15 protein-coding genes are annotated in these 18,785 nt (G+C 63.1%); 9 read left to right on the top strand and 6 right to left on the bottom strand.

The window, feature by feature from the left end; genetic code table 11:
* Positions 1-29 precede the first annotated feature (29 nt).
* The 4 genes from VGL01_RS04630 to VGL01_RS04645 form a co-directional block, all read right to left on the bottom strand.
* Positions 30-1,148 carry a sn-glycerol-3-phosphate ABC transporter ATP-binding protein UgpC gene (locus VGL01_RS04630; RefSeq protein ID WP_331567542.1) on the bottom strand — a complete coding sequence of 373 codons (1,119 nt, stop codon included), beginning with the start codon at positions 1,146-1,148 and terminating at the stop codon, positions 30-32.
* A gap of 98 nt (positions 1,149-1,246) precedes the next feature.
* Positions 1,247-2,092: a carbohydrate ABC transporter permease gene (locus tag VGL01_RS04635; protein WP_331567716.1), complete on the bottom strand. Its 846-nt coding sequence runs from the start codon at positions 2,090-2,092 to the stop codon at positions 1,247-1,249.
* A gap of 40 nt (positions 2,093-2,132) precedes the next feature.
* Complete coding sequence (locus VGL01_RS04640; RefSeq protein ID WP_414720176.1) at positions 2,133-3,071, bottom strand: carbohydrate ABC transporter permease; 939 nt, start codon at positions 3,069-3,071, stop codon at positions 2,133-2,135.
* A gap of 125 nt (positions 3,072-3,196) precedes the next feature.
* Positions 3,197-4,447, bottom strand: coding sequence for an ABC transporter substrate-binding protein (locus tag VGL01_RS04645; protein WP_331567544.1), 1,251 nt, complete (start codon positions 4,445-4,447; stop codon positions 3,197-3,199).
* A 627-nt stretch (positions 4,448-5,074) separates the two neighbouring features.
* Here VGL01_RS04645 and zwf point away from each other — a divergent pair.
* From zwf to VGL01_RS04665, 4 genes are all read left to right on the top strand, one after another.
* A complete protein-coding gene (gene zwf, locus VGL01_RS04650; RefSeq protein ID WP_331567546.1) occupies positions 5,075-6,535 on the top strand; it encodes a glucose-6-phosphate dehydrogenase in 1,461 nt (486 codons plus the stop codon).
* A 94-nt stretch (positions 6,536-6,629) separates the two neighbouring features.
* Positions 6,630-7,322 carry a 6-phosphogluconolactonase gene (gene pgl, locus VGL01_RS04655; protein WP_331567548.1) on the top strand — a complete coding sequence of 231 codons (693 nt, stop codon included), beginning with the start codon at positions 6,630-6,632 and terminating at the stop codon, positions 7,320-7,322.
* Positions 7,300-9,222 carry a bifunctional transcriptional regulator/glucokinase gene (locus VGL01_RS04660; RefSeq protein WP_331567550.1) on the top strand — a complete coding sequence of 641 codons (1,923 nt, stop codon included), beginning with the start codon at positions 7,300-7,302 and terminating at the stop codon, positions 9,220-9,222. Before pgl ends, VGL01_RS04660 begins: the two co-directional genes overlap by 23 nt.
* A gap of 560 nt (positions 9,223-9,782) precedes the next feature.
* Positions 9,783-10,919, top strand: coding sequence for a porin (locus VGL01_RS04665; protein ID WP_331567552.1), 1,137 nt, complete (start codon positions 9,783-9,785; stop codon positions 10,917-10,919).
* A 129-nt stretch (positions 10,920-11,048) separates the two neighbouring features.
* On the opposite strand, the gene VGL01_RS04670 is transcribed toward VGL01_RS04665, so the two are convergent.
* A complete protein-coding gene (locus tag VGL01_RS04670; RefSeq protein WP_331567554.1) occupies positions 11,049-12,275 on the bottom strand; it encodes a Bcr/CflA family multidrug efflux MFS transporter in 1,227 nt (408 codons plus the stop codon).
* Between the two features lie 239 nt (positions 12,276-12,514).
* Between VGL01_RS04670 and hemL the strand changes: the two genes are divergently transcribed.
* Genes hemL through VGL01_RS04685 form a run of 3 tightly spaced genes read left to right on the top strand, consistent with a single transcriptional unit; the run spans position 12,515 to position 15,621 of the window.
* A complete protein-coding gene (gene hemL, locus VGL01_RS04675; RefSeq protein WP_331567556.1) occupies positions 12,515-13,798 on the top strand; it encodes a glutamate-1-semialdehyde 2,1-aminomutase in 1,284 nt (427 codons plus the stop codon).
* A gap of 26 nt (positions 13,799-13,824) precedes the next feature.
* Positions 13,825-14,976, top strand: coding sequence for a bifunctional diaminohydroxyphosphoribosylaminopyrimidine deaminase/5-amino-6-(5-phosphoribosylamino)uracil reductase RibD (gene ribD / locus VGL01_RS04680; protein WP_331567558.1), 1,152 nt, complete (start codon positions 13,825-13,827; stop codon positions 14,974-14,976).
* An 18-nt stretch (positions 14,977-14,994) separates the two neighbouring features.
* Positions 14,995-15,621, top strand: coding sequence for a riboflavin synthase (locus tag VGL01_RS04685; RefSeq protein WP_331567560.1), 627 nt, complete (start codon positions 14,995-14,997; stop codon positions 15,619-15,621).
* Positions 15,622-15,840: 219 nt separating this feature from the next.
* On the opposite strand, the gene VGL01_RS04690 is transcribed toward VGL01_RS04685, so the two are convergent.
* Entirely contained in the window at positions 15,841-16,629 is a 789-nt protein-coding gene (locus tag VGL01_RS04690; RefSeq protein WP_331567562.1) for a hypothetical protein, read from the bottom strand.
* Between the two features lie 164 nt (positions 16,630-16,793).
* Between VGL01_RS04690 and VGL01_RS04695 the strand changes: the two genes are divergently transcribed.
* Positions 16,794-17,663 (top strand): AraC family transcriptional regulator, encoded by an 870-nt coding sequence (locus VGL01_RS04695; RefSeq protein WP_331567564.1) that lies wholly within the window; start codon positions 16,794-16,796, stop codon positions 17,661-17,663.
* Complete coding sequence (locus VGL01_RS04700; RefSeq protein WP_331567566.1) at positions 17,660-18,772, top strand: prolyl oligopeptidase family serine peptidase; 1,113 nt, start codon at positions 17,660-17,662, stop codon at positions 18,770-18,772. The genes VGL01_RS04695 and VGL01_RS04700 overlap by 4 nt, the downstream gene beginning before the upstream one ends.
* Positions 18,773-18,785 lie beyond the last annotated feature (13 nt).

Below are 18,785 nucleotides of genomic sequence, written 5' to 3' on the forward strand. Positions count from 1 at the left end.
CCAAGCGCGACCGAGCCTATGCCCGGCAATCAGGCAATGCGCGCTTCCGTGGCCGGATCGAACAGCACGGCCTTCGAGACGTCGAAGAGCAGCGTCATGTTCGAGAGCGGCTGAGGATTCGATGCCGGATGCACCCGGCTCACCGTCCGCTTGCCGTTGATCTGTGCAAACACCAGGGTATCCGGACCCGTCGGCTCGATCACGTCGATCTTGACTTCGATCGGTTGCAGCCCCTCTCCATGACCGTTGTGCGCGTGACGTGCGTCGGTAATCCGCTCGGGCCGCAGCCCCAGAATCACGTTCTTGCCGATCGAGCTCTTCACGCGCGCCAGATCGAATGGCAGGTTCAGTACGCTGCGGCTCACGCCCGTATCGAGTTCGATACCGGCACCGGCCCCCTGCTCGACGAGCTTGCCCTCGATGAAGTTCATCGGCGGCGCGCCGATGAAGCCGGCCACGAAGAGATTCGACGGCGAATCGTAGATGTCCTGCGGCGCGCCGAATTGCTGGACGATACCGTCTTTCATGACCGCGATACGGTCGCCGAGCGTCATCGCCTCGATCTGATCGTGCGTCACGTAGACGATCGTCGTCCCCAGGCGCTGATGCAGCAGCTTGATTTCCGAACGCATTTCGATGCGCAGCTTGGCGTCGAGGTTCGAGAGCGGCTCGTCGAACAGGAACATGACCGGGTCTCGCGCGAGGGCGCGGCCCATCGCAACGCGCTGACGCTGACCGCCCGACAACTGCCCCGGCTTGCGATCGAGCAGGTGATCGATCTGCAACATCTGCGAAACGCGTTCGACGATCTGCTGCTGTTCGCGCTTCGGCACCTTGCGGATATTGAGCCCGAACGAGATGTTGTCGCGCACCGTCATCGACGGATAAAGCGCGTACGACTGGAAGACCATCGCAATGTCGCGATCCTTCGGCGACAGGTTGTTGACGACCTTGTCGTCGATGCGGATCTCGCCCTTCGTGACCGTCTCGAGCCCGGCGATCATGTTGAGCAGCGTCGATTTGCCACAACCCGAGCCGCCCACGAGAATCAGGAACTGACCGTCCTCGATCTCGATGTCGACGCCCTTGAGGACAGGTACGCCGTTCGGGTAAGTCTTGTATACGTCGCGGATGGAAAGGCTTGCCATGCTGAGAATCCTTTAATCTGCATTGCTGCTTGCGAATAAGCGTTGCGCTCCGTGCGCAGCCCGGCGTGTCGCGCCCTCGGGCGCGAAGCCCGACCGCCTCAGCCCTTGACCGCACCCGCGGTCAAGCCGCGCACGAAGTAGCGCCCTGCGATCACGTAGACGAGAAGCGTCGGCAGGGCCGCGATGATCGCGCCGGCCATGTCCACGTTGTATTCCTTCACACCGGTCGACGTATTGACGAGGTTGTTCAGCGCGACGGTGATCGGCATCGAATCGACGCCGGAGAACACGATCCCGAACAGGAAGTCGTTCCAGATCTGTGTGAACTGCCAGATCACGCACACCATGAAGATCGGCAGCGACACCGGCAACAGGATGCGCGTGAAGATCGTGAAGAAGCCGGCACCGTCGATCCGCGCGGCCTTGACGAGCTCGGCCGGCACGCCGACGTAGAAGTTGCGGAAGAACATCGTCGTGAAGGCGATCCCGTAGACGACGTGCACGAAGACGAGCCCCGTGATCGTGTTCGAGATCCCGATCGTGCCGAGCAGACGCGCCATCGGCAGCAAAATCGTCTGGAACGGAATGAAGCAGCCGACGAGCAGCATCGTGAAAAGCGCGTCCGCACCGCGAAAGCGCCAGTGCGTGAGGACGTAACCGTTGAACGCGCCGACGATCGACGAGATCAGCACGGCCGGAATGACCATGCGGATCGAGTTCATGAAAAACGGCTGCATCCCGTCGCAGCGTACGCCGGTACAGGCCCCGCTCCATGCCTTCACCCACGGGGCGATAGTCCAGTGCATCGGCGGCGTGAGCAGATTACCCGTGCGCAGCTCGTCGATATCCTTGAACGACGTGGAAAGCATCACGTAGATCGGGAACAGGAAATAAAGCGCGAACAGGATGAGGGCCGCGTAAATCACGACACGGCTCACCGACATTCCGGTACGCGCCGGGCCGTCCCCAAACTTCTGTGTCATTTCAGACATTGCGGGTGCTCCTCGATTCCATGTACATGAGCGGCACGAGCACGGCCACGACCGTTGCGAGCATCATCATCGACGACGCGGCGCCGACACCGAGCTGTCCGCGGTTGAACGAGAACGTGTACATGAAGATGGCGGGCAGCGACGACGAAGTGCCCGGGCCACCCGCGGTCAATGCAACCACGAGGTCGAACGTCTTGATGGCGATATGGCACAGAATCAGCAGTACCGAAAAGAACACCGGACGCATGCTCGGAATCACGATCTTGCGATAGATCGTGGGCAGCGAAGCACCGTCGACCTGTGCGGCTTTGAAGATCTCGGCGTCGACACCGCGCAAGCCGGCCAGAAAGAGTGCCATGACGAACCCGGTCGATTGCCAGACGGCGGCGATCACGATGCAAAAGATCGCCTTGTCCGGATCCCCGATCCAGTTGAACGAGAAGCTGGCGAACCCCCAGTCGTGCATGACTTTTTCGAGGCCCAGGCCCGGATTGAGAATCCACTGCCAGGCTGTACCGGTCACGATGAACGAGAGCGCCATCGGATAAAGGAAGATCGCGCGCAGCGCGCCTTCGTTGCGAATCTTCTGATCGAGCAGGATCGCGAGAAAGAGACCGAGCCCCACGCAAATGCCGATGAACGGAATGCCGAACCAGCCGAGATTCTTGGCCGAGGTCCACCAGACATCGTTATTGAAGAGCTCCGTATAGCGGTCGAGACCCGCGAACGTGTAATTGGGCATCAGTCGCGACTTCGAAAGCGACAGATAGCCGGTAACAGCGATGAAACCGTAAATGAAAACGAGGCTGATGACGATACTGGGCGCCAGAACGAGCTTGGGGATCCAGCGATCGGCCACCGCCGAAAACGACGATGAACGACGATACGTGTGTGCCATCTTGTTGCCTTTGTCGCTAAGAGAGGCAGCCACTACTCGACTCCTAATCTTGCCTGCCGGCACGCGCCCTGCTTTGCGCCGCAACGCGGCGACCGGCGTAGGTGATGCTGAGAGCGGCGCGTCGAACAAGACGCGCCGCGCTTGGGCACTGCCTTCGCTTACTTCGTCTTCGCGGCGTTCGCGAGCGCCTTCACGGCATCGGCCGACGATTGCTGCGAGTTCATGAACTTCGTCACGACGTCCGTGATGGCACCGGCAACGGCGTCGGGCTGCGCCATACCGTGCGCGAGCGACGGCACATAGCCGCCCGACTTGATCGCCGTTTGCTCATCCGCGTACGACTTCTTCGCGCAATCGTCGAACTTGGTCATCGACACGCCGAGACGCACCGGGATCGAACCTTTGTAGAGGCTGAACTGCTCCTGGAACGCGGGGCTCATGATCGTCTTGGCCATTGCAAGTTGCCCCGGCGTCGCCGCCTTCTGGCCTTTTTGCTGGAAGAAGACGAACGAATCGACGTTGAACGTATAGGCCTTGTCGGTGCCCGGCACGGGTGCGCAGACATAGTCGACGCCCGACTTCTTGTTCGCGTTGGCGAACTCGCCCTTGGCCCAGTCGCCCATGAACTGCATGCCGGCCTTGTTGTTGATCACCATCGCCGTGGCGAGGTTCCAGTCACGGCCCGTGCGACCCGAATCGAAGTAGCCCTGGATCTTACGCACCGTATCGAAAACCTTCACCATCTGCGGCGAAGTCAGCGTGGCCTGATCGAGATCGACGAGCGCCTTCTTGTAGAAGGGAGCGCCTTGCGACAGCACGACATCTTCCCAAAGCGTGAGGTCCTGCCACGGCTGGCCACCCATCGCGATCGGCATGATGCCGTTCGCCTTCATTTTGTCGGCAACGGTGAAGAACTCATCCCAGGTCGTCGGCACTTTGCCGCCCGCCTTGTCGAGCGCGGCCTTGTTGATATAGAGCCAGTTCACGCGGTGCACCGAGAACGGCGCGGCGACGTAGTGGCCCTTGTACTGCATGATCTTGTCGATTTCCGGCGGCAGGTTCTTCTTCCAGTTCTCGTCCTTCGCGACCGAATCGATGTTCACGAGCACGTCCTGATCGGCCCACTCCTGAATCAACGGCCCCTTGATCTGCGCGGCCGAAGGGGCATTGCCCGAGATGACCTGCGTCTTGAGCGCCGTCATTGCGGCCGCACCCGCGCCGCCGGCGACCGCGAAGTCCTTCCAGGTGTAACCCTGCTTCGTCATGTCGTCCTTCAGCACGCCGACGGCTTTCGATTCGCCACCCGACGTCCACCAGTGCAGCACTTCGACGGACTCCGCCGCTTGCGCCGAAACAGCGCCCATCAGCCCCGTGGCGGCGAGCGCTGCCATGATCGCGCGAACTTTCATTCTTTATCTCCTCCGGACACCTGAACAAGATACGATTGCTCCCCGTTTCTTAGCGATGGGGAACGGTGGTTGGTCAAACAGAACAACACTGGACAGGCCGGACCTGGCGCCATTCGATACGGCTGAACACACGCCCGGCCGGAAGACGCTTCAGGAATTGGATGATTCGGAACTCAACGACTTGTCTCCTGTTTTGATTCGACCCGGCCCGACACGCATCGCGCGCTCGGACTCGGGGAGGCGGAACGGATTGCCGCTTGACGCTAAGATGCAACGCGCGGCGCATACCCGAGCGCGCCGACGTGCCAGCGCGCTTCGCAGCCGATTCGCGCCCGAAACACCGCGCCGCCCGCGGGGGCGACGCATGCTTTTTGCATCGAATCGACGTTACCTCTTGATTTGGATTGTAGTTAAACTACAATTCAGTGTCAAAAAAATTTTTATCGCGCTACAACCGGGTCCCGGCCGCCGGCTTCGCCGCGCGGTCGATCCGATGGAGAATGTGCGAGAGGCAACCTGGAGACAGATCCACCTCAGATACGACGCTAGTTCGACCCAAGCCCCAATCCGACGCAACCTGCACCTGGTCCGCGCGCTCAGCAACCCTTGACCTTCGGCTCACGACTCATGCAAATCGACTCAGGCTTTAACTTCGTTCTCTTCGGCGGGACCGGCGACCTGTCGATGCGAAAGATTCTCCCGGCGCTGTACGAAGCCCACCGTGCGGGCATGCTGTCCGACAACGGCAGGATCGTGGCCGTGGCGCGCCACGCGGCGGATCGCGACGGCTACATCGAATGGATCAATTCGAACGTCAAGTCGCACGTCTCGAAGGCGGGCGTCGACGATGCCGTCTGGCGGAGCTTTCTCGAACGCATCGCCTACGTAAAGCTCGATCTCGGCAAGGCCGAGGATTTCGTCGTGCTGCGCGATGCGCTCGATGGGCATCCGGGGATTCGGGTCTTCTATCTGGCAACCGGTCCGTCGCTGTTCGTGCCGATCTGCCGCGCGCTGGCTTCCGTCGGCCTGAACGAGAACGCGCGGATCGTGCTCGAAAAACCGCTCGGCTACGATCTGCGCTCGTCGAACGCGATCAACGACGCCGTCGGCGAAATCTTCACGGAAGAGCAGATCTACCGGATCGATCACTACCTCGGCAAGGAGCCGGTGCAGAACCTGCTCGCGCTGCGGTTCGGCAACGCCCTGTTCGAACCGTTGTGGCGCCGCGAGTGGGTCGAAAGCATTCAGATCACCATTGCCGAGGAGCTCGGGGTCGAAGGCCGCGGCGACTTCTACGACAACACGGGTGCGCTGCGCGACATGGTGCAGAACCATTTGTTGCAGCTGCTATCGATCGTCGCCATGGAGCCGCCGCATTCGATGGACTCCGATTCGGTGCGTGACGAGAAGCTGCGCGTATTGCGCGCGCTCAAGCCCATCGATACGCGCGACATCTCCAAGGTCGCCGTGCGGGGGCAATATCATGCCGGCGTCATCAAAGGGGCCTCGGTGCCCGCTTATGCGACCGAACACGGTGTGAAGCCGCAGAGCGCGACCGAAACCTTCGTCGCATTGAAAGTCGAGATCGAGAACTGGCGCTGGTCCGGCGTGCCGTTCTTCCTGCGCACGGGCAAGCGGCTCGCGGATCGTATCGCGGAGATCGTCGTCAACTTCCGCCCGGTGCCGCACTCGGCGCTCGGCGCGCCGGCGCTGCGCCCGGGCGCCAATCGCCTCGTGATCCGCCTGCAGCCGAACGAATCGATCAGGCTCTACTGCCTCGCCAAGCAGCCCGGCGAAGGCATGAATCTCGCGAGCGTGCACCTGGATCTCGCCTTCGATCAGTTCTTCAAGGAAGGACAGATGGAGGCGTACCAGCGGCTCCTGCTCGATGTCATCAACGGCCGGCTCGCGCTGTTCGTGCGGCGCGACGAGCAGGAAGCCGCCTGGCGCTGGGTCGAGCCCATTCTCAACGAATGGGCGGTATCGAACAAGCCGCCGAAGCCGTATGCGTCGGGCACCTGGGGGCCGGCCGCCGCCAGCGCGATGCTCGCGCAGCACGACACCTGCTGGCTCGAGGAAGAAAACTAAGGCACGGGTCGCATGCCGGGACGGGGCGCTGCGTACCGCGGCGCCCCGTCGAACGAACCCATTGGGGACTACAAAAAGCTGCTCAGGAGGAGAAGTGATCGAGCTTCACGCTTTTGACGATCCGCGCGCCCAGGCCGGCGCGCTGGCGAGAGCGGTCGGCGATGCGCTCAACGCATCGTGCGCCGCATCCGGCGGCGCGTCGCGCACGACGCTCGCGGTATCCGGTGGTACGAGCCCGCGTCCGTTTCTGCTCGCATTGGCGAAAGAGCCGGTCGACTGGAGGCGCATCGATCTGACGCTCGTCGACGACCGTTGGGTGCCCGAAACCGATCCGGCCAGCAACGCGAGACTCGTGCGCGAGACACTGCTGCGAGACGGTGCGGGCGATGCGCGTTTTTTGCCGCTCGTCGATACGGCCGTCACGCTCGAAGCAAACGTTGCCGCGCTCAACGCCGATGCGCAGCGCGCGTTGCCAAGCGTTGCCGTGCTCGGCATGGGTGAAGACGGGCATAGTGCGTCGCTCTTTGCCGACGCTCCCGAGTGGGCCCGGATCACGTCCCCCGATGCGCCACACTTCGTCGCCGTCCATCCGAAGGCAGCGCCCCACGCGCGCGTGAGCTTGTCGCTCGCCGCACTCAAGCAAATCGAGCGGCTCTATCTGCTGATCTCCGGCACGCCCAAACTCGACGTGCTCAAGGCAGCCGCATCCACCGCCCAGGAAAACGCCATCTCGAAGCTGGCAAACGACAAGGGAGTCAGACTCGATGTCTACTGGTGTGCAAACTAAAGTAATCGCCATTCCGGGCGCCCGTCAGCACGCCGACGGCCCGAGGCTGCTCGCCGATATCGGCGGCACCAACGCGCGCTTCGCGCTCGAAATCGGCCCCGGCGAGATTTCGCAGATTCGCGTCTATCCCTGCGCCGAGTATCCGAGCGTCGAAGAGGTGCTCAAGCAGTATCTGAAGGACACGAAAGTCGGCCACGTCAATCATGCGGCAATCGCGATCGCGAATCCCGTCGATGGCGATCAGGTCAGCATGACCAACCACAACTGGACGTTCTCGATCGAAGCCACGCGTCGCGCGCTCGGCTTCGATACGCTGCTCGTCGTCAATGACTTCACCGCGCTCGCGATGGCGCTGCCGGGCCTCACGGACGCGCAGCGCGTGCAGATCGGCGGCGGCGCGCGCCGCCAGAACAGCGTGATCGGCCTGCTGGGCCCCGGAACGGGCCTTGGCGTATCGGGCCTCATTCCCGCCGACGACCGCTGGATTGCCCTCGGCAGCGAAGGCGGTCATGCGAGCTTCGCGCCGTCCGACGAGCGCGAGGACATCGTGCTGCACTATGCGCGCAAGAAGTGGTCGCACGTGTCGTTCGAACGCGTCGCGGCAGGCCCGGGCATCGAATTGATCTACCGGGCGCTGGCGGCACGCGACAAAAAGCGCGTCGGCGCCACGCTCGATCCCGCGGAGGTCGTCAGCCGCGCGCTCGAAGGCGATCCGCTCGCGGCTGAATCGGTCGACTGCTTTTGCGGCATTCTCGGCACGTTCGCCGGCAATATCGCCGTGACACTCGGCGCGCTCGGCGGCATCTACATCGGCGGCGGCGTCGTGCTGAAGCTGGGCGAGTTCTTCGCGCGCTCGCGGTTCAGAGAGCGCTTCGAGGCGAAGGGCCGCTTCGAGCCTTATTTGGCCAACGTGCCCACCTACGTCATCACGGCCGAGTATCCGGCGTTCCTGGGCGTGTCGGCCATTCTCGCGGAGCAGCTCTCGAACCGCACGGGCGGCGGCTCCTCGGCTGTGTTCGAGCGCATTCGTCAGATGCGCGATGCGCTGACGCCGGCCGAGCGGCGCGTGGCCGATCTCGCCTTGAATCATCCGCGCTCGATCATCAGCGATCCGATCGTCGATATCGCCCGCAAGGCCGACGTGAGCCAGCCGACGGTGATCCGCTTTTGCCGTTCGCTGGGCTGCCAGGGCCTGTCCGATTTCAAGCTCAAGCTCGCCACGGGGCTGACCGGAACCATTCCGGTCAGCCACAGCCAGGTCCATCTGGGCGACACGGCGACCGATTTCGGCGCGAAAGTGCTCGACAACACCGTCTCGGCGATCCTGCAGTTGCGCGAGCACCTGAACTTCGAGCATGTCGAGCGGGCGATCGATATGCTCAACAGCGCACGGCGCATCGAGTTCTACGGACTGGGCAATTCGAACATCGTCGCGCAGGACGCGCATTACAAGTTCTTCCGGTTCGGCATTCCGACCATCGCCTACGGCGATCTCTATATGCAGGCCGCCTCCGCTGCCCTGCTCGGCAAAGGCGACGTCATCGTGGCGGTATCGAAGTCGGGCCGGGCGCCCGAGCTGCTGCGCGTGCTGGACGTCGCCATGCAGGCGGGCGCGCAGGTGATCGCCATCACCTCGAGCAACACACCGCTGGCCAAGCGGGCTACCGTGGCGCTGGAAACGGATCACATCGAGATGCGCGAATCGCAGCTTTCGATGATCTCGCGCATTCTGCATCTGGTGATGATCGACATTCTCGCCGTGGGCGTGGCGATCCGGCGCGCGGTGCCGAGCCCGGAAGTGACCGAGGCCGTTGCCAAGGCTCGCGCGAGCCGCACCGAAGATGCGGCGGCCGTGCTCGACTGGCTCAGCCATGGGGCGGCATCCTCCGCTACGGATTGACCTCGAGCTTGGCGAAAACCCTCATCGGAGGGGCGTCTCCACGCTGCTACACTCAATCGGCCGGGGACTGTTGCGATTCGCCGGCTTTATTCCAAGAGCCCGTTCCGGTCCGCCGGCCCGGGCTTTTTTTTGGGGCGAGCCGGCCTGCCGCCCTCACCCAGCCCCCCGTTTCGGTGCACGAGCCGCCCGCGGTCGCCCCAATATTGGGCAAAGCGGCCGTTTCTTCGTCTGTTTTTCCCCACGCAAGCGCAACAATTCTGACACACGATATGTGGCGGGGCGGCAACGCTGTCGTGCATATTTAAGCAACCGCTTTCACCGAAACGCACAGCCGGCGCGGCTCTCGAAGAGGCTCTTCGCGAAATACACCGTTTCAAAAACTGCAACGACGGGAAGCAACTAGTGTTTCCACTAATAAGGGGCTGATTTCGACATGCCTAGTATCCGGACGACTACCTGGACCCGCGGCGGGGATCCAGCGTGTTCAAAAGATGCGCTAGTCCGCTGCACTCACCACCCCGGGTGCTCAATTTGCAGTTCAACGTCTCGGAGACCGTTTAATGAAAAAATCGCTTATCGCCCTCGCAGTGACGAGCGCCGTGGCAGCACCGGCGTTCGCGCAAAACAGTGTCACCCTTTACGGCATCATCGATCTCGGTATCAGCTACGTTAACAACACTAGCGGTCATTCGCAGTGGCAAGAGCAAAGCGGTATCTTGCAAGGTAGCCGCTTTGGCATGAAGGGCGCTGAGGACCTGGGCGGCGGCACCAAGGCCATCTTCCAATTGGAAAACGGCTTCAACGCGGCCAACGGCAAGCTGGCTCAGCATAGCCGCATGTTCGGTCGCCAGGCCTACGTCGGTCTGACGAACGACTCGTTCGGTACCCTGACCCTCGGCCGTCAATACGACCCGGTGGTCGACATGGTTCAGTCGACGACGTTCAACGGCCAGTGGGGCGCGTTCTTCTCGCACCCGGCCGATATCGACAACACCGATAACGGCTTCCGTATCAACAACGCAGTGAAGTATGTCTCGCCGAAGTTTGCGGGCCTGCAAGCCGAAGCCATGTACGCATTCGGCGGCGTTGCCGGCCAGTTCGGTCAAAACAGCACGATCGGCGGCGCATTGAGCTACTCGGCCGGTCCTCTGTATGTCGGCGCGGGTTACTTCTACGCGCGCAACCCCGGCGTGCAGTTTGACGACGGCAACTTCAACGCGAACCAGGCACCGGGCGCCGTCAATCCGACGACGGGCATCTGGGGTCTCGTCGGTCTGCCCCGCAACATGCAGGTCGCCAGCCTCGGCGCGAGCTACACGATGGGACCGGCGCTCTTCGGTGCCAACTTCTCGGACGTGCGGTTCGACGACGCGAACGGCGTGGCCGGCAACAAAGTGCGGTTCGACAGCGCTGAACTGTGGGGCCAGTACAGCCTGACGCCGGCCACGACGCTCGGCGCGGGCTACACGTTCACGTTCGGTAAGGTCGATGCAACGGGCCAAAAGCCGAAGTACGGTCAGCTCAACCTGGTTGCCGACTATCGTCTGTCGAAGCGCACCGACGTCTATGCAATGGGCGTCTACCAGCACGCGATGAGCGGCGGTGTGACGGCTGACATCTACGCGGCAGAGTTCTCCGGCGCCAGCACGACGAAGAACCAGGTCGCAGCACGCGTCGGTATCCGTCACAAGTTCTAAACCAACAAGTAACAACCCGCGCGCCGGCAAAGCTTCGGCTTTGCCGGACGACAGCGGGATCGGCAGTACACTCGAAAGGCGCCGCGTTGTCGGCGCCTTTTTTTATCGCGGTTGTCTCGCGTGCGACCTTCAGCGTGGCATGGCCGTACCGCGCGCCGGCAGGCCGTGCCAGCGGATCACCATCGTTCGCCCGGCGAAACAGAGCGCCCCGGTCCCGGCGATCGTGATGCCCATGCCGGTGGGCGTGCCGTTTTGCAGCACACCGACGACGAAGCTCGCGAGCGCGCCGAGCACGAGCTGCCCGGCACCGAAAACCGCGGCCGCGGCACCCGCGTTGCGCGGATAGCGGTGCATGAGATCGGTCGTGCAATTCGCGGTCAGCACACCTACGACGCCCACCACGAAGAACAGCCCCGCGACGATGGACCAGAGGCCGCCCCACCCCGTCAGGCAAGCGAGCGCCACGAACAACGAGGCCCCGCAGCTCACGAACGAGGCACCTGCGACGAGCCGTAGCGAGCCCAACCGGCTGATCAACCGCGCGTTGAGATAGTTACCGAGCATGATGCCGACGATATTGAGGCCGAAGAAGAACCCGTAGTGTTGCGGCGTCACATGGAAATAATCGATGTACACGAACGGCGTTGCCGTGATGTACGCGAACATCGACGCGAACGCCATGCCGCCGCACAACAAGTGGCCGAGCGCGACCGGATCGACGAGAAGCCGCCCGTAGATGGCGAACGAATGCCAGAGCACCGCGCCGGCACGCTTGTCGGCCGGCCACGATTCGCGCACCCGCATGAAGGCGAGCGCCGACGCGAGGGCACCGAAGAGCGCCAGCACGACGAAGATCGCACGCCAGCCGCCGAGGAGCAGCAACTGCCCGCCGATGAGTGGCGCCAGCAGCGGGCCTACCCCCGTCACGATCGCGATCATCGAGAGCACGCGCGCCGCATCGTGCGGCGCATGCACGTCACGCGCGATCGCCCGCGCCATCACGGAGGCCGCGCCGGCCCCCAGCGCCTGGACGAAACGCATGCCGACGAGCAGATCGATCGACCCCGCACTCGCGCAGGCAATACTCGCGACGAGAAAAAGAGCGAGGCCGCCGAGCAGGATCGGACGCCGGCCGAAACGGTCGGACAGCGGGCCATAGACCAGCATGCCGATCGCGAAGCCGAGCATGAAGCTCGTCAGCGTGCTCTGGGCGGCCGAATCGGCGACCCCGAACGCGCGTGCGATCGAAGGCAGGCTCGGCAGGTACATGTCGACCGCGATCGGGCCGCAGGCCGCGAGCGCGCCCAGGAGCGCGATGAGGCGTAGATCAGGCTGGCGTTGGTCGGTTTCGGTCATCGAATGGAGTGCCTCATAAAGACGGCAGGCGCTGCGCGGCGGCTGCAAGCGGCGAGCCAGGCAACCGGGCGCGAAGCGCACGGCGCGTAAAGCGCAGATTCTACGCAAAGCGATCGGCAAACGCCCGGGCGGCGCCGCTCCGGTACAATTCCACGCATCGTAGGGCCGTTTTTTGCCATGGCGCCCGATTGAACGGGTGGCGCCCCGGCCCGATCCTTCATTGCAGCTGCCCTCACTCCATGCCTAGCAATCAAGCTCTGTTCGAACGCGCTCAGCGCGTCATCCCCGGCGGCGTCAATTCGCCCGTGCGGGCCTTCCGCTCGGTCGGCGGCACGCCGCGCTTCATCGCACGTGCGCAGGGCCCCTACTTCTGGGACGCCGAGGGGACCCGTTACATCGACTACATCGGTTCCTGGGGACCGATGATCCTGGGGCATGTCCATCCCGAAGTGCTCGAAGCGGTTCAGCGTGTGCTGGCCGACGGCTTCTCGTTCGGCGCGCCGACCGAAGCCGAGATCGAGATCGCCGAGGAAATCCGCAAGCTCGTCCCCTCGATGGAGCAGTTGCGGTTCGTCTCGAGCGGCACCGAAGCGACGATGAGTGCGCTGCGCCTGGCGCGCGGATTCACGGATCGCAGCCGCATCGTCAAATTCGAAGGTTGCTATCACGGGCACGCGGACAGCTTGCTCGTCAAGGCCGGCTCGGGTCTGCTCACGTTCGGCAACCCGACTTCGGCCGGCGTGCCGCCCGATATCGCCAAACATACGACGGTGCTCGAATACAACAACAGCGAGGCGCTCGAAGCGGCGTTCGCCGCATTCGGCCGCGAGATTGCGGCCGTGATCGTCGAGCCCGTGGCCGGCAACATGAACCTCGTGCGCGGCAATCCGGCCTTCTTGCAGACGCTGCGGCGGCTTTGCACGGAATACGGTGCCGTGCTGATTTTCGACGAGGTGATGTGCGGTTTTCGTGTCGCACTGGGGGGCGCGCAAGCGCTTTATGGCATCGAGCCGGATCTCACCTGCCTCGGCAAGGTCATCGGCGGCGGCATGCCCGCGGCAGCATTCGGCGGTCGGCGCGACATCATGGCGCACCTCGCCCCTGAAGGATCGGTCTATCAGGCCGGCACGCTATCGGGCAATCCTGTCGCCGTCGCGGCGGGCATGAAGACGCTGCAACTGATCCAGGCGCCGGGGTTTTACGAACAGCTCTCGGCGAAGACTGCGCGCCTGGCCGACGGGCTGTCGGCGGCGGCGCGTGCGGCCGGCGTAGCCTTCAGCGCCGATGCGCTCGGCGGCATGTTCGGCATTTACTTCACCGCGCAGGTTCCGGCCAGCTTCGCCGATGTCTCGCGCAGCGACATCGCCGCCTTCAACGCGTTCTTTCATCGCATGCTCGACGCGGGCGTCCATTTCGCGCCATCCGCGTACGAAGCCGGGTTCGTGTCAAGTGCGCACGACGATGCCGTCATCGATGCCACGCTCGATGCCGCACGCGGTGCGTTTGCCGCGCTTGCGGCGTAACGCCGCTCGCCGACGAGCACCCGACGATGTTTTCCGACGCGGACTTCGCCCACATGCAGCGCGCGCTCGCGCTGGCTGCGCGGGGGCTTTACACGACGACGCCCAACCCGCGGGTCGGCTGCGTGCTCGTCAAGCACGGGCTGGCCATCGGCGAGGGCTTTACACAGCCTGCCGGCCAGGACCACGCCGAGGTGCAGGCGCTCAAGGACGCGCGCCGGCGCGGCAACGATCCGCATGGCGCGACGGCCTATGTGACGCTGGAACCTTGCAGCCATTTCGGTCGCACGCCGCCGTGCGCTCATTCGCTGATCGAGGCGCGCGTGGCGCGTGTGATCGCGGCGATGGAAGATCCGAACCCGCAGGTCTCGGGCCGCGGTCTCACGATGCTGCGCGACGCTGGGATCGACGTTCGTTGCGGGTTGCTGGCCCATGAAGCGCAGGAGCTGAACATCGGCTTCGTTTCGCGCATGACGCGCAAACGGCCGTGGGTGCGCATGAAAATCGCGGCCTCGCTCGATGGGCGAACGGCGCTGCCCTCCGGCGAGAGTCAGTGGATCACCGGGCCCGCCGCCCGTGCCGACGGACATACCTGGCGCGCGCGCGCCTGCGCGATCCTGACCGGCGTCGGTACCGTGCGCGAGGACAATCCGCACTTGACGGTACGCGCGATCGAGACGCCGCGCCAGCCGCTGCGTGTGCTCATCGACAGCCGGCTCGACGCGCCGCTCGATGCGCATATCTTCGAAGGGGCGCCGCCACTTGTTTTCTGCGCGGGCCTGGACGGGGACAATGCAGCACGAGCGGAGGCGCTCGCGGAGCGGGGCGTGGAAGTCGTCGCGCTCGAGAATGCACACGGCAAGGTCGATCTGGCGGGCATGCTCAAGGAACTCGGCCGGCGCGGCATCAACGAGTTGCACGTCGAGGCCGGACATAAGCTCAACGGCTCGCTGCTGCGCGAAGGATGTGTCGACGAGTTGCTCGTCTATCTTGCACCGAGCCTGCTCGGCGCCGATTCTGCGGGCATGTTTGCGCTTGCCGCTCCCGCGACGCTCGATGCGCGTACGCGGCTCGCGTTCCGCAGCGTCGAGCGGGTCGGCGACGATCTGCGCGTGCTGGCGCGCATTGTACCGGCCGAGCCGGTTTCGCCGGCGCCTGCTCCGACACCCTCTTCATTCTGATTACGAGGCACAGACACGATGTTCACGGGAATCGTCGCGGCAGTGGGCCGCATCGAGACAGTAGCGCCGCTCGGCACTGAGGCAAACGCCGGGGTGCGCTTGACGGTGCGCGCGGGCGCGCTCGATCTGACGGACGTCGCCATCGGCGACAGCATTGCGATCCAGGGTGCCTGTATGACGGTCGTCGCCAAGACCGGCGAAACATTCGACGTCGATGTCTCGCGCGAAAGCCTCAATTGCACCGTGGGGCTTGGCGAGTCCGGCGAGGTCAACCTTGAAAAGGCCCTCACGGCGCATGAGCGGCTGGGCGGGCATATCGTCTCGGGACATGTCGATGGGCTCGGTACCGTCACGCGCTTCGCACCCGTGGGCGAGTCGCACGAGTTGCGCGTGCTGGCGCCGCGCGAGATCGGCCGCTATCTCGCGTATAAGGGTTCGGTGACCGTCAACGGTGTGAGCCTGACGGTCAATAGCGTTGTCGATCGGGACGACGGTTGCGAGTTTTCGATCAACCTCATTCCGCATACCGTCGAAGTCACCACGCTCAGGCATCTGTCGGCGGGTAGCCGGGTCAATCTGGAGGTTGATTTGATTGCGCGGTATGTGGAGCGGATGTTGTCGGCGGTGCCCGTGGGACGCCCGTAACTCGCTAAACCAGCGGGAATTTCGAGTTCGATCGAACGACTGTTAGCGTCGACTTACTCTGCGATCCGTTGGTGCAACCATTCACATCCGATTGCGAGTACAAGGGTCACTATCCAACGCATGCCACTACCCACTGGCCAGCCAGAGTGAGAGTCGAACGATATCAGAACGCTCTTGCACGTCCGATGAAGGTGGGACGTCGTTTATCGACCGCTTACCTTACAGTTTCGGGCCAATCCAGTCGTTGATGTCTCTCAGCGTGTCGCTTTCGATGCCGAGAAAGCCGTGCGGCGAATGACCGCCGCAGTCGGATTGCCTATCGCCGCCCCCCTCGTCCGATTCCTCCGTGATGAATGCGACATTGTTGCGCGAGGCCAGCCGCTTGCCGCCAGCATAGTTGGCGACGGGGCAGACGTCATTCTTGTTGGAGACGATCAGCACCTTGCCGCGGTACTGCTCCGGCACGTCAAGGTCGGAGATGCCTGGATGCTTGATGGCAACCGACTCCGGCGAGGTCAGCACGTATACGTCAGCCAGCTCTGGTGCGTGCTCCAGCATGTTGCCAACCGTGACGGTCCCGCGACTCGTACTGACCAGAGCGATTTTCGAGTTGGGAAAACGTTGGCGCGCCTGTGCGATGATCGCCCTCTGATCGACCAGCGTATCCTTGCTGCGCCTCCAGTAGTCGTTCATGCCGTTCCGTTGCATGTCGGACGGCGCGTCAGTCAGGACCGCAGCGTAGCCATGCTGGACCCAGAAGTGGGCGGTACGGACGATAAAATTGCCATGCTGATTCGTCGCGCCGCTTTGATCGAGTCGGGTGGTTCCGTCGCCACCGCTGTACAGGATGACGATCACCGGCGGATTCGGTGACGGCGATTCAATGAAGAGACTTTGCGTCACACCCTCACGAGTCCGAAAGGTCACGAGGTCTCCATGATCGAGAGGAGCCGCCTCCCCATGCGCGGCGACGAGCAGCGCAGTCATTGCGCAATAGAGGCGTTTCATGCACGGTTTCCTGTCGAGTGTTCTATCAGTTGCAATTCTGGGGACCCACCTACCGCCTGCTCCTCCGACACAGCATTTCCGACCGAGCACCTAGACCAAGTCCGGGAAAAATCCGCAAACTCTGCACCGCTTATCGTGCCCGGACAAGCTAAGCTGGTTTCACCATGAAATCAACCACCGAACAGGACTACCGGCGGCGAATCGCTCGTGTCGTCGAGGCGATTCTCGCAGAGCCAAGCGGTCAACATACCCTCGAAAGCCTCGCGGCAATCGCCCATTTTTCGCCGTTCCACTTCCATCGCGTCTACAAAAGCCTCACGGGAGAAACCGTGGCGGAGACCATTCAGCGACTGAGACTGGCGGAGGCTGCAAATCGACTAACCGATAGCACGCACTCCGTCACATCGGTGGCCTCGGACGTCGGCTACGACAGTGCGCAGGCATTTGCACGGGCGTTTCGGAGATTCGCCGGCGTCAGTCCGGGCACCTTCCGTTCCCGGCAGGAGGATGTCTCCGCCTTTCCCATTCCGCTCGCTGACAAGTTGGACGGTGGGCAGATCGTGGCGGATGACACGCGGACCGTCGCGACCATCGAACTGCCGGCGTCGACCCTACTGTGCCTTCGCCACGATGGACCGACTGCTACCATCGGGCAAACCTACCGACTGCTGCTGCGCTTACTCGGCATCGACGCGGCATCGAAGAAACACCAAGTCATCGGCCTATGCATCGGCAATCCCGAGCATCGCGACGGCTTTCGATATTTCGCCGGCATTATTCCTTCCTCGGGTATGAAGCCCGTTGGCGCGATCCAACCCGTCTGCCTCGAAGGCGGTTTATACGCGTCGACGCGGCTTGTGGGGCCCTACGCGTTGATCGGTCCGACGTTCCGGACACTTTTCAACGGCTGGCTCCCGCGTAGCGGCTACCTGAGCGACGGCCGACCAGCACTCGAACTCTACAGAAATCCGCCGTTGTCGGGTTTGAAGCACCAATCCGTAACCGATCTTGCGATCCCGGTTCGAGAGGCATGAGCATGCTGCGTACTCTGACCTCGATAGCCGTATTCGTTACCGCGCTCATGTCGGCAAGTGCGCACGAAGCCGCCACGGCTCCCTATCACGTCGGTGAAGCGCAACGGGAATTCGCGCCCAGCGTCGCGCGAGACTGGCGGGGCGCAAAAACGGAGCGACTCATCACGACGCTCTGGTACCCCGTCGATCCAAGGATTCTGGAACAGCCACACGATATCGGCTTTCCGGGACATGCCGTTTTTCGCGGACATCCTATTGCGTGGGGCGCCCCGCTTTCGGCTGCTACGCGTAAGTACCCGCTGATTGTGCTCTCACACGGAACCGGCGGCAGCGCAAATGACCTCGACTGGCTTGCGTCCGCCCTTGCCGTCAACGGCTATATCGTGGCCGGCGTCAATCACCCGGGCAATAATGCGCTCGGCCCATTGACGCGTGCGGGTTTCATGCTTTGGTGGGAACGCGCCACCGATGTCAGCGAGGTATTGGATGCACTGCTGAGCGATCCGGTATTCGGCATGCACGTCGACCGCCAAAGAATCGGGGCAGTGGGCTTCTCTCTGGGCGGATACACAGTTCTGGAACTGGCGGGAGCGCGCACCGACCTAAAGGCGTTCAAACGTTTCTGTCGATCGTCGGCAGCGGATGCCATCTGCCATCCACCGGAAATGAACCGAATCACAACCGTTGCCGGAGATTCTCCTCCCGCCGTCATGTCGCCCGAGACGCTAGCCTCCATCGCAAAAGCCGGTGCATCGTATCAGGACAAACGGATCAAGGCCGTGTTCGCGATCGCTCCCGCGTTAGGAGAAGCATTCAACGGACGATCCTTTGCCGATGTCAGGATTCCGGTGTCTCTGACCGCAGGAACCTCCGATATGACCGCGCCGCCTGATACCAACGTTCGCCGCATCGCCAGATTGCTGCCCACTTCTGACGTTGTAATGGTGCAAGGCGCCTCGCACTCCACCTTCCTCGACACATGCGTTCCGCAGATGATCGACCAGCTCGCGAGGGTCTGCAAGGATGGTTCGGGAATCGATCGGGACGCGGTCCATCAGCAAACCGCCCGCCGTGTCGTCGGCTTCTTCGGACATGCACTACGTTCATGACCGTGGAGTTGGC

It is taken from the genome of Trinickia sp., from assembly GCF_036503415.1.
In the GTDB taxonomy this organism is placed as follows: Bacteria; Pseudomonadota; Gammaproteobacteria; order Burkholderiales; family Burkholderiaceae; genus Trinickia.

What these genes read in the sequence shown, in the direction of transcription:
- VGL01_RS04690 (WP_331567562.1), bottom strand. Translation starts at nt 16,629, where the DNA reads ATGAAACGCCTCTATTGCGCAATGACTGCGCTGCTCGTCGCCGCGCAT.
- ribD (WP_331567558.1), top strand. Translation starts at nt 13,825, where the DNA reads ATGTTTTCCGACGCGGACTTCGCCCACATGCAGCGCGCGCTCGCGCTG.
- VGL01_RS04645 (WP_331567544.1), bottom strand. Translation starts at nt 4,447, where the DNA reads ATGAAAGTTCGCGCGATCATGGCAGCGCTCGCCGCCACGGGGCTGATG.
- hemL (WP_331567556.1), top strand. Translation starts at nt 12,515, where the DNA reads ATGCCTAGCAATCAAGCTCTGTTCGAACGCGCTCAGCGCGTCATCCCC.
- VGL01_RS04635 (WP_331567716.1), bottom strand. Translation starts at nt 2,092, where the DNA reads ATGTCGGTGAGCCGTGTCGTGATTTACGCGGCCCTCATCCTGTTCGCG.
- VGL01_RS04695 (WP_331567564.1), top strand. Translation starts at nt 16,794, where the DNA reads ATGAAATCAACCACCGAACAGGACTACCGGCGGCGAATCGCTCGTGTC.
- VGL01_RS04660 (WP_331567550.1), top strand. Translation starts at nt 7,300, where the DNA reads ATGTCTACTGGTGTGCAAACTAAAGTAATCGCCATTCCGGGCGCCCGT.
- VGL01_RS04700 (WP_331567566.1), top strand. Translation starts at nt 17,660, where the DNA reads ATGAGCATGCTGCGTACTCTGACCTCGATAGCCGTATTCGTTACCGCG.
- zwf (WP_331567546.1), top strand. Translation starts at nt 5,075, where the DNA reads ATGCAAATCGACTCAGGCTTTAACTTCGTTCTCTTCGGCGGGACCGGC.
- VGL01_RS04685 (WP_331567560.1), top strand. Translation starts at nt 14,995, where the DNA reads ATGTTCACGGGAATCGTCGCGGCAGTGGGCCGCATCGAGACAGTAGCG.
- VGL01_RS04670 (WP_331567554.1), bottom strand. Translation starts at nt 12,275, where the DNA reads ATGACCGAAACCGACCAACGCCAGCCTGATCTACGCCTCATCGCGCTC.
- VGL01_RS04630 (WP_331567542.1), bottom strand. Translation starts at nt 1,148, where the DNA reads ATGGCAAGCCTTTCCATCCGCGACGTATACAAGACTTACCCGAACGGC.
- VGL01_RS04665 (WP_331567552.1), top strand. Translation starts at nt 9,783, where the DNA reads ATGAAAAAATCGCTTATCGCCCTCGCAGTGACGAGCGCCGTGGCAGCA.